Raw genomic sequence first — 15596 nt, 5'->3', positions numbered from 1 at the left:
TTTCCGAAAAGATCATGCTCAAATCAAAGAGCCATAGGAAATAGCTCACTCCGGCAGTGGAATGAACTCGTGTTCGTGCGGAACCTGCGCGAAACGCCCGGTTTTCCAGTCCTGTTTGGCCTGCTCGATCCGCTCCTTGGAGGACGAGACGAAATTCCACCAGATGTGGCGTGGCCCTTCCAGCGCATCGCCGCCGAGAAACATCATGCGGGTCGGCCGCAGCGTCTTCACGGTGATGCGGTCGCCGGGCCGGAAGATCAGGAGCCGTGGCCCCTCGTGGCGGTCGCCCGCGATCTCGACCTCGCCGTCGACGAGATAGATCGCGCGCTCCTCGTGGTCGGGGTCGAGCGGCACCGAGGTGCCGGCCTGCGCGGTCACCTCGGTGTAGAACCACGGCGAGACCATGCTGACCGGCGAGCTGATGCCGAACGCCGAGCCTGCGATGACGCGCGCGGTGAAATCGCGTTCCGAGATCATCGGCAGGTCGCCGGCGCCATAATGCTGGAACGACGGCGCGATCTCTTCCTTGCCGGCCGGCAGCGCGATCCAGCTTTGCAGACCCAGCATCTTCTGGCCGTCGCGGCGCTGCACGTCGGGGGTGCGCTCGGAATGCGCGATGCCGCGGCCTGCGGTCATCAGGTTCATGGCGCCGGGCTGGATTTCCTGGATGTTACCCTCGCTGTCGCGATGCATGATGCTGCCGTCGAACAGATAGGTGACGGTGGCGAGCCCGATATGCGGATGCGGCCGCACGTCCATGCCCTTGCCGGCGAGATATTGCACCGGGCCGAAATGGTCGAAGAAGATGAAGGGCCCGACCATCTGGCGCTTGCCGTGCGGCAGCGCGCGGCGCACGGCAAAACCGTCGCCGAGATCGCGGGTGCGCGGCACGATGATCAGATCCAGCGCGTCGCAGGTCTGGGGATCGCCGAGTTCGGGATCGGTCGAGGGCTGCCAGCTCATGTCGGACTCCTTGCAGTTTTGCCGCATCATACGCTTTCACGGCAATCATACTCTCTATCCGTCGTCCCGGCCAAGCGAAGCGCGAGCAGGGAGGACGCAAGTAAGTGCGGCTTGAGTGTCCGCCGAGCGTAACGGTAAAGTCCTGGAAACCGGAGCCAACCATGGTTTCTCTGATCAAGCCAGGCGCAAGGCTGTTGCGGATCGATGGTCCCGTGATCGAGACCGCGCGTCTCATCCTGCGGCCATGGCGTGCGTCCGATATCGCTGACAACACGAAGATGCTGTCCGATCCCGAGACGGCGCGCTTCATCACGCCGGATCATCAGCCGGTCACCTCGGAGCTGAAGGGCTGGCGTAACGCTGCCGTCATCTCCGGCCATTGGGCGCTGCACGGCTTCGGCATGTTCGCGGTCGAGGAAAAATCCTCGTCCCGCTATATCGGTCGTGTCGGCCCGTATTATCCGCCGGAATGGCCGGGCTTCGAAGTCGGCTGGGGCATCGCCAGGGAGTGCCGCGGCAAGGGCTATGCGGTGGAAGCCGCACGCGCCGCGATCGACTTTGTGTTCGCGAACTTCACCATCGACCGCATCATCCATTGCATCGATCCCGCCAATTTCGCCTCGCAGGCCGTGGCGCGGCGGCTGGGTGCCGAGAACGAGGGCTCGGGCAAGCTCGAGGGCGATGTGGTCGATATCTGGGTCACGCAGCGCAGCCGCTGGCCGCGCGATGGTTCTTGAAAAATCTCGCCTGACGGACGATTCTCTGCTGACCTTGGAGATCGCATCGACCGATGACCTTTGCCGCGACCGAACTGTGCCTGCGCGCCGCCACCGTGACGCTGCTGCTGGTGCTTGCGGCCTCGATGTTCGCGGATTTCAGCAAAGTGCTGGCCGGGCGACTTGCGGCCGCCTTCGCGCTTGGTTCGGCCGCGCATGCGGTGACCGCGTCGATTGGTGCCGGGCCGCCGGTCTCGGACTGGCATGCGCCGCTGATCGCGCTCTCGACCGGCGCTATCGTGGTGTTCTGGCTGTTCACGCGCGCGCTGTTCGATGACGGGTTTGTGCTGCGCTGGTGGCACGGCCTGGTCTGGGCCGCGGTCGTGGCCTACAGCTTCGTCAGTTGCATGTGGATTGCACCCGCCGGACACGCGCGGATCGCGATCACCATGGTCAATTCGCTCTCGCTCGTCTTCATTGCGCTCGCGGTGGCGCAAACCATCGGATCGTGGTCGGCGGATCTGGTCGAGCGCCGCCGCCGTGTCCGCGTCTTCATCGTCGCCGCATCCGCGCTGTACGGCGGCATGAACGCGCTGCTCCAGATTGCTTATGCCGGCAGCCGCGTGACCGTGGAATGGGCCAATCTGCTGAACGCGGCCGTGCTCACCGTCATCGTGGCCGCGATCACCTGGGCGATGATGCGCGTCGACGGCGCCGACCTGTTCACGGTGCCGGCGGAGGCCGTCGTGCTGACGAAACCGGCCGCGGCCGAGGAGGCGGCGGACCAGAAACTGGTCGATGCCCTGATGCGGCTGATGGCGGACGAGCGCATCTATCGCCACGACAACGTCACGATCGGCACCCTGGCGTCCCGGTTGAAGATTCCCGAATATCGTCTCCGGCGGCTGATCAACCAGCGGCTCGGCTACCGCAATTTCAATGTCTTTCTCAACAACCACCGGATCGAGGAAGCCAAGGCCGCGCTCGCCGATCCCTCGCAGGCCGAGGTCCCCGTCATCACCATCGCCATGGACGCCGGCTTCCAGTCGCTCGGCCCCTTCAACCGTGCCTTCAAGGCGACCACAGGCGTGACCCCGACCGAGTACCGGCGGCTGAAGGCGAGCGCGGCGTGATCAGGTTGCCGCGAGCTCAGCTGCACCCTCTCCCCTTGTGGGAGAGGGTGGCTTCAATGCGGACGCATTGAAGCCGGGTGAGGGGTCTGTCTCCGCGGATGCAGACCCCTCATCCGTCGCGGATTTCATCCGCGCCACCTTCTCCCAAAAGGGGAGAAGGGAAGACTCGCCTCGTTCCTAAAGCACAGTAATTGTTTGATAATTTCAAAATCGGCGAGGCGCCCCGAGTTCTCGACTAGCCTCATTTCCAAATCCGGCGAGCGCCACCGCGTCCGCTGCGGCCTGATCCCGGCCACGCACCCATCGCGCCATGCCGGAGGATCCCGTGACCCGTCGAAAGCTCTTTCTCATTCTCGCCGCCACCACTGCATTCGGGGCGCTGGCGCTGTCCGCCGCCCGTGCCCGCGACGTGCCGAAGGTCGCAACCGGCTTTGTTGCGAATATCGTCTGCTCGGAGACCTTCGTCAGCGGCCTCGACCCCAGGCGAAACCTGACCGAGACCACCGATGCGATGCCAGGGGCTGGCCTGCTCAACTGGGCGATGGACACCGAGGTCGACCTCGATCGCCGCGACGTCACCGTGACGCTGTTCGGGCTTGGCCGCAGCCATGCGGTCTATCGCGAGGGGCTCGGCTGCATGCTCGAACATGGCGAGACGCTGGCCGATACCGCGGTGCCGCCTTCGAGGCTGCAAGCCGCATCGCTGCCCGAGATCGCAGGTCCTGCGCTCGTCGCGCCACGAAGCCCGCAGCTTGGAGCCGCGCTCGACCGCGCCTTTGCCGAGCCGGCGGAGCCGCCGTTCCGCCACACCCGCGCTGTCGTCGTGATGAAGGACGGCCGCATCGTCGCCGAGCGCTACGCCGACGGCATCGGCATCGAGACGCCGCTGCTCGGCTTCTCCATGAGCAAGTCGGCGGTCTCCGCCCTGATCGGAATCCTCGTCCGCGAAGGCAGGTTGACGCGCGACCAGCCGGTCCCGATCGCGGCCTGGCGGAATCCCGACGATCCGCGCCACGCGATCACGGTCGACGAGCTGCTGCGCCACACCGCTGGGCTTGCGCTCGGCAGCTCGCTGCAGGCGTCGCTGGCGTCCGTGCTCGAACCGGTCAACCGCATGAAGTACATGGAATCGGATATGGCCGCCTTCGCCGAGAGCGCTTCGCTGGAGAGCGTGCCCGGCCGGGTCTGGAATTATCATGACGGCAACTACCTGATCCTCTCGCATCTGATCCGCAACGCCGCCGGCGGGCACGCGGCGGACGTCATCCGCTTCGCGCGTGAAAAGCTGTTCGGTCCGCTCGGCATGCGCAATGTCGTGATGCAGTTCGATGCTGCGGACACGCTGGAAGGATCGGGCGCGATGATGGCGAGCGCGCGCGACTGGGCGCGTCTCGGCCAGCTCTACCTCAATGACGGGATGGCCGGCGACAAGCGCATTCTGCCGGAGGGCTGGGCGGCCTATTCGGCTTCGGCCACGCCGAATGCCTGGGTCGGTTACGGCGCGGGCTTCTGGACCAATCTCGGCGACAGCTTCGGCGCCAACCATCGCATCGCGCATGGCTGGCCGCACGATGCGTATTTCGCCAAGGGCACGATCGGGCAATATGCCGTGATCGTGCCGTCGCAGCACCTCGTCATCGTCCGGCTCGGCCGCTCGCCGAACATGCCGCCCGAGGCGGACGGTATGTCCGATCTGGTCCGTGACGTTGTGACGGCAACCTCGACAAGCGCGCGGCTCGCGGGCGGTAGTTGACGGAGGCATCACGCAACACCCGCGCGATCGTGAATTGTATCTTAGCCTCCGGAATTTTCTGATGCCGTGGCGCATCTCGCAGGGGTGCGCCACAGTTTCTTGAAACACGCCTCAGCCGGAGAGCGCCATGCCGAAAGCCTATTGGATCGTGCACGTCACGGTGCACGATGAAGCGCGCTATCCCGAATATCTCGCTGCCGCGATGCCGGTATTCGATAGATACGGCGCCAATTTCATCGTGCGTAACGGTCCCCATGAGGTGATGGAGGGCGCAACGCGCCAGCGCAACTTCGTCATCGAGTTCAGGGATCGCGCCACCGCGATGGAATGCTACACCTGCCCCGACTATCAGGCCGCGAAGGCGATCCGGCAGAAATATTCGGACGGGGATTTCGTGATCATTGATGGAGCGGAATGACGGAGCGACGACTTGAATCGAAAACCATCCTCACCGTCGTCCCGACGAAGGCCGGGACCCATTACCCCAAATGAGAATTATTGCGCGAGGTTGGGGCCGCCGCTCCCTTCAACAACGCAACCCTGTGGTTATGGGTCCCTGCCTTAGCAGGGACCACAGCGGTAGGTATGGCGCGCAGCATCTAGATTCGCTTACTGCCTTCCCAGCTGCGTCGCCTTCTCGACGCGGTCGAACCGCTCCAGCGTCAGGATCGCGTCGGCGAGCTGGTCGGCGCGCTTGTCGAGCACCGGGCGGGCCAGCGTCAAAAACTTCTGCTGCATCGCCTGCGCATCGGGGAACGAGGTCGGCTCTCCGGAGGGATCGGCATAGAGACGCTCATGGGTAGCGTCATCGGTGGTGATCGAGACGCGGGCGCCGAACGGATGGGTGCGGCCGACCTCGAGACGGTCGTCCTGCACCACGTCGAACTTGTCGGCGAGCGCGTCGATCGCCGCATCGCCGAGCCGGTCGTAATCGTCCCAGCCGAAATGGCCCTGGTCGAGCGCGATCGCGCCGGTGAAGAACATCGAGAACTGGCCGCCGACCACCGAGGTCGGGTGGCGCTTGGTGGCGGCATCGCCGGTCAGCGTGATGCCGTTGCGGTGCAGGCCGATCTCGACCTTTTTGATCTGGTCCGGCGTCAGATTGTGCTCGCGCCGCATCGCGATCAGCGCGTCGATTGCGGCATGGGTGTAGCGGCAGCTCGGATACGGCTTCACGCCGATCTTCAGCGTCTCGTAGGTGCTGCCGAGGCCGGCCACCGCCTTGTCCGGATGCGCGTCATCGGTATAGCCGACCAAGAGGCCGTGCTTGCCTTCGACCGATTCGCTCGAACCGATGAAGTCGTTGCGCGCCAAGGTCGCGGCGATCACGCCGTTCATCGCGGCGGCGCCGACCTGGTAGCGCTTGTTCCAGGCGCCGTTGACCAGGAATTGTAGCGAGCCGGCGGCCTGGCTGCCGGAGACGCCGAACGCGGAGACGATCTGCTCCTTCGTCAGCCCGAACAGCTTGGCTGCCGCCGCCGCGGCACCATAGGTGCCGGCCGTCGCGGTCGGGTGGAAACCCCTCGCATAATGCGAGGTCGGGTCGAGCGCGTTGCCGAGCCGGCAGCACACTTCATAGCCAGCAACGATCGCGGTCAGCACGTCGCGGCCGGAGGCGCCGACCATCTCGCCGACTGCAAACGCAGCGGGCACCACCGGCGCGCTCGGATGCAACGAGGAATCGGCGTGGGTGTCGTCGAAGTCGAGCGAATGGCCGAGCGCGCCGTTGAGCAGCGCCGCCACCGCCGGCGTCCAGGTCTTGGTGTCGCCGAACACCGTGGCCTCGCCCTTGCCGTCCAGCGCCAGCGCCTCCAGCATCTTCATCAGCGACGGAGTGGATTCCGCATCGCGGCGGGCGCGGATGGTGCTGCCCAGGAAATCCAGCGTCAAAACCTTGGCGCGCGCCAGCACCTCCGGCGGAATGTCGGAATATTTCAGGTCGGCGACGTAGGCGGCGAGCGTTGCGGTTTCGTGGGCCATCGTGTTTCCTCAATTTTGCGGCGCAGGGTAGGCGGGCGGGTTTGGCCTTTCAAGCCACCTTGCCGCCGCGGGCAGCAGCCATGCTTCAGGTCGCTGGACCTCAAGTCATGTAACACGGGCCTTTCCATTGACTGCGGATCAGGGTGCATGAGGACCTTCGCAAAACGCATGTTCGACAAGCTTTGGACCCGAAAGACGCAGCTGGCGCTGGCGGTCCGGATCGCGTCCGCCGGCGTGGCGGCCTATGCCATCGCGCTGGCGCTCCATTTGCTGCTGCCGCTGTGGGCGGTGCTGACCTCGCTGATCGTGACCCAGATGAGTGTCGGCCGCTCGCTGAAGGCGACCCGCGACTACATGCTCGGCACCATCGGCGGCGCCATCTATGGCGGCGCGATCGCGGTGCTGATCCCGCACTCCGGCGAGGGCAGCCTGCTGGCGCTGCTGGTCCTGGCGATCGTGCCGCTGGCGTTCATCGCCGCGCTCAATCCCAGCCTGAACTCGGCGACGGTGACGGCGGTGATCGTGCTGCTGCTGCCGACGATGCATCATTCCAATCCGCTGGACTCCGCGATCGACCGCGTGCTCGAGGTCACGGTCGGCGCGCTCACCGGCCTTGTGATCTCGTTCCTGGTACTGCCGTCGCGCGCGGTCAGCCAGATCAGGGTCAACGCGTCGAGGCTGCTGGAACTGCTCTCGGCGGCGTTCGCCGAATTGCTCGCCGGCCTGACCCGCGGGCTCGACAACGACGCGCTGCACCGGATCCAGGACGGCATCGGCACCGCGGTGACCAATCTGCACGCGACCGGCCTCGAGGCCGAGCGCGAACGCACCATGCATCTGTCATCCGGGCCGGACACCGGTCCGCTGCTGCGGACGATTCAGCGGTTGCGGCACGACGTCGTGATGATCGGGCGCGCCTGCGTGGTGCCGCTGCCGGCCGATATCCAGGCCAGGCTGGCGCGGCCGTTGGCCGACGTCAGCAATGCCATCGTGACCTACATGGTGGCGGTCGCGACCGCGTTGCGCGCCGGCAGCGGCCCGGCCGACATGGCGCCGGTCGATGCCGCGCTGCATGCCTACAGCGAGGAGGTTGCCGCGGTGCGCAGCGAAGGCCTGACCCGGGGCCTTCCGGTCGATGCCATGGAGCGGTTCTTCGCGCTTGGATTTTCGCTCGACCAGATGCGGCAGAACCTGAACGACCTCAAGCGCTGCCACGGCAATTGGTGCACCAACGAAGAGGCTGCCGAAAAGATCGTTGCCGAAACGTCGGAGAAGAGTGCGGCTTGACCTTCGGCTATGTTGTGCGGCGCGTCAGGCCCTTGCCTTCCATGCGCCAGATCAGGAGGTCGATACGGTCCTGACCGAAGAACGGCTCGTCCTCGAACACGAAGGTCGGCACGCCCCAATGGCCGGAGGCGGCGTGCGCGTCCTCGTTGCCCTTGATGACCGCTTCATAGCGATCGGGATCTGCCGCGATCGCCGCATCCATCTCCGCGAGATCGAAGCCGGCGGCATCGGCAGCCTTCGCCAGATGATCGCCCTCGTGCCAGCCCTTCACCGAGCCGTCCCACAGCACGCGGCTGATCGCGGCAGTGAAGGCGAGCGACCGTCCATCGAGCTGCGCGGCAGCGCCGAGCCGGGTCAGGCGGTGGATGTAGGGCTGGTGTTCGGCGACGTCGAGCGTCGCCATGTCCTGCACGATCGGGTCCGGGCGCGGAAAGCGGAACGGGATGTTCTCATGCTTGGCGACGCGGCTGGAATCGAGCACGACATAGCGGGCGAACTGCGGATTGGTCTTCTTGAAGAAGCCGGGCACGCGCACCGCGAGCGGATAGACCGGCCGCAAATTCACCGCGAGGTCGTAGTCGGCGACCATCTTCAATGTCTTCGGCAGCGCCAGATAGCTGTACGGACTGCGGAACGAGAAGAACAGGTCGACCGACAAGGTCATGCGCTAGCCTCCGTTCGTTGTGACCTCGTCGACCTTCGTCCGACCAGTCTGCGTGCCAGCAGGCGGAAACGCAAGATCAGGAGGGTCGCATAGACGGCGGTGCCGAGCGACAGCCCGATCCAGACACCGGGGGCGTTGAGCCCGGCCCAGAAGGCCAGCGCAGAAGCCGCCGCGAAGCCGATCAGCCAGTAGCTGATGACGGCGAACAGCAGCGGCACCTGGGTGTCGTGCATGCCGCGCAGCGCCCCGGCGGTGGTGGTCTGCACGCCGTCGGCGATGAAGAAGGTCGCGCCGATCAGCAGCAGCATCGCGGTGAGTTGCGCGGTGGCGTCAGAGGCCTCGCCAAGGAACAGCGCCGCGATCTCGAAGCGCGCCAGGATCACCGCGAGCGTCATGATGCTCATAAACACGCCTGACAGCGCGACCGCGACAAAGCCGGCGCGCTGCACCGCCTCGGTGTCGCGGCGGCCGACCGCCTGGCCGACCCGCACGGTGGCGGCCATGCTGACGCCGAACGGCACCATGAACAGGATCGCCGCAATCTGCAGCGCGATCTGGTGCGCCGCCAGCGCCGTGGTGCTGATCAGCCCCATCAGCAGGCCGGCCGCGCCGAACAGGCCGTATTCCAGCAGGAAGGCGATCGAGATCGGCGCGCCGATCGTAACCAGCTTGCCCAACAACGGCCAGTCGATGCGCCAGACTCGGCTGAACACGTGATACTTGCGGAACGGGCGGCGACGCGCCGCGAACCACACGCCGGCAAGGAAGGTGCCGAGATTGACGATGGTCGTGGCAAGCCCGGCGCCGAACATGCCGAGTTCGGGCATGCCCCATTTGCCGTACAGCAGCAGATAGACCATCAGCGCATTGGCCGGGATCGCCGCGAGCGTGATCCACAGTACCGGCTCCGGCCGGTTCACCGCGCTCATGAAGCCGCGGATCGCGATGAACCACAGCGCCGGCAGAATGCCCCAGGCGAGCCCGAACAGATATTGCTGCGCCAGATGCGCGGTGGCCTGGGTCTGGCCGAGCGCGAGCAGGATGCGCTCGCCATGGAACGGTAGCGCCATCAGCGGCAGCACCATGAAGAACCCGGCCCACAGGCCGACGCGGAGCGCGCGCCGCATCACGCGCGGGTCGCGGGCGCCGAACGCCTGCGCGGCCAGCGGCGAGACCGCGGACATCATGCCCATGCCGATGGTGAAGCTGACGAAATACACGGTGTGCGCCAGCGCCGCCGCGGCGACGTTCTCGCTGCCGAGCCGTCCGATGAAGGCGAGGTCGGTCGTCATCATCGCGATCTGCCCGAGCTGCGTCAGCGCCAGCGGCACCGCGAGCTTCAGCGTTTCCGCGAGCTCGGCCGTCAGCAGCTTGCGAGAGGGGACGACGGCCGCGCGCGACGCGGCCGGGTCGATCTTGTCGATGCAGGTCATGGCGACGGGCTTAACACGGCAGATCGGCCAAATGCATGGCCAAGCTGCCGCAGGGTATCACGATCGCGCGGGTATCCGCTTGATCTTGGCGCCGAGCGCGTTCAGCCGCTCGTCGATCCGCTCATAGCCGCGCTCGATCTGGTCGGCATTGTTGATGGTGGAGGTGCCGTTGGCGCATACCGCGGCCAGCAGCATCGCCATGCCGGCGCGGATGTCGGGCGAGTTCATCGGCGCGCCGCGCAGCCGGCTGGGACCTGCCACGATCGCGCGGTGCGGGTCGCACAGCACGATCCGGCCACCCATCGCGATCAGGTTGTCGACGAAGAACATCCGCGACTCGAACATCTTCTCGTGCATCAGAATGACGCCGTCGCACTGCGTCGCGGTGACGATCGCGATCGACATCAGGTCCGCCGGGAAGGCCGGCCAGGGCTGGTCCTCGAGCTTCGGCACGTGGCCGCCGAAATCGTCCTGGATCTTCATGGTCTGGTTCGACGGCACGACGAGGTCGTCGCCCTCGATGCCGCAGACGATGCCGAGCCGCTCAAAGCCCATCCGGATCGAGCGCAGATGCTCGACGCCGGCGCGCGCGATGCGCAGCGGCGAGCGGGTCACCGCGGCAAGCCCGATCAGCGATCCGACCTCGATATGGTCGGGCTGGATCGCGTAGCTCGTGCCGCCGAGCGTCGCCTGGCCATGCACGATGATGGTGTTGGTGCCGATGCCCTCGATCCTGGCGCCGAGCGCCACCAGGAAATTGGCGAGGTCCTGCACATGCGGCTCGGACGCCGCGTTGCGCAGATAGGTGGTGCCGCGGGCGGCGACGGCGGCGACCAGCGCGTTCTCCGTCGCGGTGACGCTGGGCTCGTCGAGGAACACGTCGGCGCCCTTCAGACGCGAAGCGCGGAATTCGAGCCGATGCGTCGCGGTGACCGTGGCGCCGAGTTGCTCGAAGGCGAGGAAATGCGTGTCGAGCCGGCGGCGGCCGATCACGTCGCCGCCGGGCGGCGGCAGCGCGACCTCGCCGCAGCGGGCGAGCAGCGGACCTGCCAGCAGGATCGAGGCGCGAATGCGCGCGCACAGCGCCGGATCGAGATCGGCGGCGCGGATCTCCTTGGCATGGATCTGCAGCGTGTTGCGCTCGGTCCATTCGGCGCTGGCGCCGACCGAACGGCACAGCTCGACCAGCGTCTCGGTGTCGCGAATGCGCGGCACGTTGGTCAGCGTGACCGGATGCTCGGTGAGCAGGGCAGCCGCGATGATCGGCAGCGCGGAGTTCTTGTTGCCCGACGGCTCGATGGTGCCCGAGAGGCGGCGGCCGCCTTCGACGATGTATTGGATCGGCGGCACGCGGAATGTCCCCTAACGCATCAGACTTGGATTCGAACTTGGCCGCGCGAAATTCCGTAACGGAATCAAGGGCCGCTCGGCACCGTAACACAACTTCCGGCGCAGCTTCCACCCGAAAGGTAGCCGCGCGACGCTGCCGATCGCCTTGTCACGGACACGTCACTCTCGCTGAGCCATCGCCCCGGAAGCTGTATGGCCGCCGGGAGCAGGTCCTCAGATGTCGATGGTGGCGCTGAGCGAGTTTTCCTGGATGAAGTCGCGGCGCGGTTCGACCACGTCGCCCATCAGCTTGGTGAAGATGTCGTCGGCCTCGTCGACCTCCTTGACCTTCACCTGGAGCAGCGAGCGCGCCTCGGTGTCCAGCGTGGTCTCCCACAGCTGCTCCGGATTCATCTCGCCGAGACCTTTGTAGCGCTGCAGCGAGACGCCCTTGCGGGCGGCATCGGTCACGGCCTCGAACAGGTCGATCGGGCCGTGAATGATCTGCTCGGCATCCTTGCGCCGGAGCTTGCCCGCCCGCACGTAGATCTCCTGCAGCCTGGTCGCATACTCGTCGAGCTTGCGTGCATCGGCCGAGCCGAGAAACGCGTCGTCGATCACGGCCACTTCCTTGACGCCGCGCACGGTGCGCTCGAACTGGAAGCCCTGGCCTTCCGTGAAGGTGCCGATCCAGCCGCGCTCGACTTCGTCGGCAACCGCGTCCAGGCGCTTGGCGATGTAATCGGCCGCGGAGTTGGCGGTCGCGATATCGCTGGTGATTTTCGGGGTCAGCACGCCCGCGATCGCGGCCTGCTCGATCACCGCGCGGTTGTAGCGGCTGTGCAGGTTGCGCAGCACGGAGCGGATGATCCGGGCGTCTTCGACCAGCGACAGCAAGTCACGGCCCGAACGGTCGTCGCCGGAGGCCGGCTTGAAGACGCATTCGTCGAGCCCGGTCGAGATCAGATAATCCTCGAGCGCGCGCTCGTCCTTCAGATATTGCTCGGACTTGCCGCGCGAGACCTTATAGAGCGGCGGCTGGGCGATATAGAGATAGCCGCCGTCGATGATCGAGCGCATCTGGCGATAGAAGAAGGTCAGCAGCAGCGTGCGGATATGGGCGCCGTCGACGTCGGCGTCGGTCATCACGATGATCTTGTGATAGCGCAGCTTTTCGACCGAGAAATCGTCGCTGATGCCGGTGCCGAGCGCGGTGATCAGCGTGCCGATCTGCTCCGACGACAGCATCTTGTCCGGGCGCACGCGCTCGACATTGAGGATCTTGCCGCGCAGCGGCAGCACCGCCTGGAATTCGCGGTTGCGGCCCTGCTTGGCGCTGCCGCCTGCCGAGTCGCCCTCGACGATGAACAGTTCGGACTTCGCCGGATCCTTCTCCTGGCAGTCGGCGAGCTTGCCGGGCAGCGAGGAGACGCTGAGCGGATTCTTGCGGGTCAGCTCGCGCGCCTTGCGCGCAGCCTCGCGGGCTGCGGCGGCCTGGATCACCTTGCCGACGATTTCCTTGGCTTCCTTCGGATTCTCCTCGAACCAGGCCGCCAACGCCTCGTTGAGGACGTTCTCGACCACCGGTCGAACCTCCGAGGACACCAGCTTGTCCTTGGTCTGCGACGAGAATTTCGGATCGGGCACCTTCACCGACAGCACCGCGGTGAGGCCTTCGCGGCAATCATCGCCGGTCAGCGCGATCTTTTCCTTCTTCGCATTGGCCTCGGCATAGCCGTTGACCTGGCGCGTCAGCGCGCCGCGGAAGCCGGCCAGATGGGTGCCGCCGTCGCGCTGCGGGATGTTGTTGGTGAAGCACAGCACGTTCTCGTGGTAGCTGTCGTTCCACCACAGCGCGGCTTCGACGCCGATGCCGTTGGCTTCCGAACGCACCATGATCGGCGCCGGCACGATCGCCTTCTTGTTGCGGTCGAGATATTTGACGAATTCCTCGACGCCGCCGGAATAGTACATCTCCTCGCGCTTCTCGACCGCGTGGCGCATGTCTGAGAGCACGATGTGGACGCCGGAATTGAGGAAGGCGAGCTCGCGCAGCCGATGCTCGAGCGTCGCGAAATCATATTCGATGTTCTTGAAGGTCTCGGGCGAGGCGAGGAAGGTGACCTCGGTGCCGCGTTTGCCCGGGGCATCGCCGACCACCTTGAGCGGCGCCACGGCATCGCCGTGCGCGAATTCGATGTAGTGCTCCTTGTCGTCGCGCCAGATCCGCAAGCCCAGCTTGCTCGACAGCGCGTTGACCACGGAGACGCCGACGCCGTGCAGGCCGCCGGAGACCTTGTAGGAGTTCTGGTCGAACTTTCCGCCGGCGTGCAGTTGGGTCATGATGACCTCGGCGGCGGAGACGCCTTCGCCCTTGTGGATGTCGACCGGAATGCCGCGGCCGTCGTCGTAGACGGTGACGGAATTGTCGGCGTTGAGGGTGACCAGGACGCGGCTGGCATGGCCCGCCAGCGCCTCGTCGATCGCGTTGTCGACGACTTCGTAGACCATGTGATGCAGGCCGGACCCGTCATCGGTGTCGCCGATATACATGCCGGGCCGCTTGCGGACAGCGTCGAGGCCCTTCAGCACCCGGATCGATTCCGCACCATATTCGGCCGGAATGGGATGCTCAGATTCGGCAGGGGTCTGCCGGGCAGGTTCAGTCATGTGAGGCCTTCGAGGATGTCCCGAATCAGCTGCACAAAATGAGGCGCTGATTCCGCTATTTGTGCCATGAAAGACGAGTTGCGCCTAGCGCAAAGTCTCCGTCTACAAACTATTGAATAAATAGGATTTTTTAGGCCTCTTTCAAGGTCTTCAAAGGCCGATTCCGAGGGCTCTGAAAAGCCCGATTCGGTGGCGGATTCGGAGCCCATATCGAGGCCGATTCTGCACGGCCAGAAACATGATGGGACCCGGCTGAATTGGAGCGGCTTCGGCGGTTCGCTTCTCCCCTCGGCAAGCCAGGGGCGAGGGGGATACCGGCACAATTTCGGAATATTAGAATAATGCTCCTGAGTTGCCCGACGTGTCAAGCTGCCTGGTCGAACGCCGGCCGCGGCCGGCTACTTTGCATGGGGTTGTTTTCGGTATTTTGACAAAGCGCCCTGCGACGGCGCCGTCACCTCAGACGTCCTTAGACCAGCCAATTAGCCGCGCCGCGTGGCGCGGCCGGATTCGACGTCGAAAATCTCTCCCGTCGGGCCGATATCGACGAAGGCGGCGGGATCGGCGCCGGTCATCCAGACCTGTGCGCCGAGCTTGGCGAGTTCGTCGAACAGCGCCTTGCGCCTGTTGGGGTCGAGATGGGCGACGACTTCGTCGAGCAGCAGCAGCGGCACGATGCCGGTCATCTCCGCGACCATCGTGGCATGCGCCAGCACCAGCCCGATCAACAGCGCCTTCTGCTCGCCGGTCGAGGCGTCGCGCGCCGGCATGTTCTTCGGCGCGTAGATCACTTGCAGGTCGGTCAGATGCGGGCCGTCCAGCGTGCGCCCGGCGGCGGCGTCGCGCGGACGGCTGGCCCGCAGGATCTCGCGGTAGCGGTCTTCCACCGCCGTTGCAGGCTCCTGCAGCAGCGCGTTCTCCATCCAGCCGTCGAGCATGATCTCGGCGGACGGGAAGGCCGAGGCGGCGCCGCGCTCGCGCAGCATCGCGGCGAGCTTGGCGGCGGTCTGGCCGCGTGATGCGGCGACCGCGACCGCAAGCTCGGCGGTCTCGCGCTCGATCGCATCACACCAATGGTCGTCGTAGTTGCGGACCTCGAGCAGCCGGTTGCGCGAGCGCAGCGAGCGCTCCAGCGCCGAGACCCGGCTGGAATGCTCGGAATCGATCGCCAGCACCAGGCGGTCGAAGAAACGCCGCCGCTCGGACGCGGCGCCCATGAACAGGCCGTCCATCGCCGGCGTCAGCCACACGATGCGCAGATGGTCGCCGAACGCGGTCGCGGACCCCACCGGTTCGCGATCGATGCGGCAGCGCCGGCTGTTGCTCGCCTCGCCGGTCGGCGGATCGATGCCGGTGCCGAGCGTAGCAAGGCCGAGCGCGCCCTCGACTTCGGCCGAGACGGCCCAGGAGCCGTCGCCCTGATTGTCGGCGATGTCCTCCAGGGTCGCGCGGCGCAGGCCGCGGCCCGGCGAAAGGAACGAGACCGCCTCCATGCAATTGGTCTTGCCGGCACCGTTCGGCCCGACCAGCACCACCATGTCGCCCGCGACCTGCAGCGTCGCCGCCCGGTAATTGCGGAAATGCGTCAGCGACAGGCGATGAATGCGGGACGGGGTCATCTCAGCTCGTCATTGCCGGGCAGTCGTGCCCAGCCACGACGCAATCTAG

12 protein-coding genes are annotated in these 15596 nt (G+C 65.9%); 5 read left to right on the top strand and 7 right to left on the bottom strand.

The window, feature by feature from the left end; translation table 11 throughout:
• Positions 1 to 45 precede the first annotated feature (45 nt).
• Positions 46 to 963 (bottom strand): pirin family protein, encoded by a 918-nt coding sequence (locus tag CO675_RS06820; protein ID WP_097671425.1) that lies wholly within the window; start codon positions 961 to 963, stop codon positions 46 to 48.
• 161 nt (positions 964 to 1124) lie between these two features.
• Between CO675_RS06820 and CO675_RS06815 the strand changes: the two genes are divergently transcribed.
• The 4 genes from CO675_RS06815 (at position 1125) to CO675_RS06800 (ending at position 4983) form a co-directional block, all read left to right on the top strand.
• The gene (locus CO675_RS06815; protein WP_097671253.1) at positions 1125 to 1700 is read left to right on the top strand and encodes a GNAT family N-acetyltransferase; all 576 of its coding nucleotides are present in this window, start codon (positions 1125 to 1127) and stop codon (positions 1698 to 1700) included.
• 53 nt (positions 1701 to 1753) lie between these two features.
• Entirely contained in the window at positions 1754 to 2812 is a 1059-nt protein-coding gene (locus tag CO675_RS06810) for a helix-turn-helix domain-containing protein (protein WP_198964514.1), read from the top strand.
• Between the two features lie 325 nt (positions 2813 to 3137).
• Positions 3138 to 4565 carry a serine hydrolase domain-containing protein gene (locus tag CO675_RS06805; protein ID WP_198964513.1) on the top strand — a complete coding sequence of 476 codons (1428 nt, stop codon included), beginning with the start codon at positions 3138 to 3140 and terminating at the stop codon, positions 4563 to 4565.
• A 127-nt stretch (positions 4566 to 4692) separates the two neighbouring features.
• Entirely contained in the window at positions 4693 to 4983 is a 291-nt protein-coding gene (locus CO675_RS06800; protein ID WP_097671251.1) for a DUF1330 domain-containing protein, read from the top strand.
• Between the two features lie 191 nt (positions 4984 to 5174).
• Here the strand turns inward: CO675_RS06800 and CO675_RS06795 are convergent, their stop codons facing one another.
• Positions 5175 to 6545, bottom strand: a complete 1371-nt coding sequence (locus CO675_RS06795; RefSeq protein ID WP_097671250.1) for an MmgE/PrpD family protein — start codon at positions 6543 to 6545, stop codon at positions 5175 to 5177.
• A gap of 147 nt (positions 6546 to 6692) precedes the next feature.
• Here CO675_RS06795 and CO675_RS06790 point away from each other — a divergent pair, with 147 nt between their 5' ends.
• Positions 6693 to 7832 carry an FUSC family protein gene (locus CO675_RS06790; protein ID WP_097671249.1) on the top strand — a complete coding sequence of 380 codons (1140 nt, stop codon included), beginning with the start codon at positions 6693 to 6695 and terminating at the stop codon, positions 7830 to 7832.
• Positions 7833 to 7839: 7 nt separating this feature from the next.
• Here CO675_RS06790 and CO675_RS06785 read toward each other — a convergent pair whose 3' ends face one another.
• The 5 genes from CO675_RS06785 to recF form a co-directional block, all read right to left on the bottom strand.
• Entirely contained in the window at positions 7840 to 8496 is a 657-nt protein-coding gene (locus CO675_RS06785; protein WP_097671248.1) for a 2-hydroxychromene-2-carboxylate isomerase, read from the bottom strand.
• The gene (locus tag CO675_RS06780; RefSeq protein WP_097671247.1) at positions 8493 to 9929 is read right to left on the bottom strand and encodes an MATE family efflux transporter; all 1437 of its coding nucleotides are present in this window, start codon (positions 9927 to 9929) and stop codon (positions 8493 to 8495) included. The genes CO675_RS06785 and CO675_RS06780 overlap by 4 nt, the downstream gene beginning before the upstream one ends.
• Before the next feature lie 57 nt (positions 9930 to 9986).
• Entirely contained in the window at positions 9987 to 11279 is a 1293-nt protein-coding gene (murA, locus tag CO675_RS06775) for a UDP-N-acetylglucosamine 1-carboxyvinyltransferase (protein WP_097671246.1), read from the bottom strand.
• Positions 11280 to 11492: 213 nt separating this feature from the next.
• A complete protein-coding gene (gene gyrB, locus CO675_RS06770) occupies positions 11493 to 13928 on the bottom strand; it encodes a DNA topoisomerase (ATP-hydrolyzing) subunit B (RefSeq protein ID WP_097671245.1) in 2436 nt (811 codons plus the stop codon).
• Between the two features lie 482 nt (positions 13929 to 14410).
• Entirely contained in the window at positions 14411 to 15547 is a 1137-nt protein-coding gene (gene recF, locus CO675_RS06765; RefSeq protein WP_097671244.1) for a DNA replication/repair protein RecF, read from the bottom strand.
• Between the last annotated feature and the right edge of the window lie 49 nt (positions 15548 to 15596).

Source organism: Bradyrhizobium sp. C9 (assembly GCF_002532045.1).
Taxonomy (GTDB): Bacteria; Pseudomonadota; Alphaproteobacteria; order Rhizobiales; family Xanthobacteraceae; genus Bradyrhizobium.
This window is presented reverse-complemented; position numbering and strand designations above follow the sequence as displayed.

Excerpts from the sequence above, each read along its gene's own strand:
- CO675_RS06780 (WP_097671247.1), bottom strand. The coding sequence starts at position 9,929 with ATGACCTGCATCGACAAGATCGACCCGGCCGCGTCGCGCGCGGCCGTC.
- CO675_RS06815 (WP_097671253.1), top strand. The coding sequence starts at position 1,125 with ATGGTTTCTCTGATCAAGCCAGGCGCAAGGCTGTTGCGGATCGATGGT.
- CO675_RS06800 (WP_097671251.1), top strand. The coding sequence starts at position 4,693 with ATGCCGAAAGCCTATTGGATCGTGCACGTCACGGTGCACGATGAAGCG.
- CO675_RS06820 (WP_097671425.1), bottom strand. The coding sequence starts at position 963 with ATGAGCTGGCAGCCCTCGACCGATCCCGAACTCGGCGATCCCCAGACC.
- CO675_RS06795 (WP_097671250.1), bottom strand. The coding sequence starts at position 6,545 with ATGGCCCACGAAACCGCAACGCTCGCCGCCTACGTCGCCGACCTGAAA.
- CO675_RS06810 (WP_198964514.1), top strand. The coding sequence starts at position 1,754 with ATGACCTTTGCCGCGACCGAACTGTGCCTGCGCGCCGCCACCGTGACG.
- recF (WP_097671244.1), bottom strand. The coding sequence starts at position 15,547 with ATGACCCCGTCCCGCATTCATCGCCTGTCGCTGACGCATTTCCGCAAT.
- CO675_RS06790 (WP_097671249.1), top strand. The coding sequence starts at position 6,693 with ATGAGGACCTTCGCAAAACGCATGTTCGACAAGCTTTGGACCCGAAAG.
- gyrB (WP_097671245.1), bottom strand. The coding sequence starts at position 13,928 with ATGACTGAACCTGCCCGGCAGACCCCTGCCGAATCTGAGCATCCCATT.
- CO675_RS06785 (WP_097671248.1), bottom strand. The coding sequence starts at position 8,496 with ATGACCTTGTCGGTCGACCTGTTCTTCTCGTTCCGCAGTCCGTACAGC.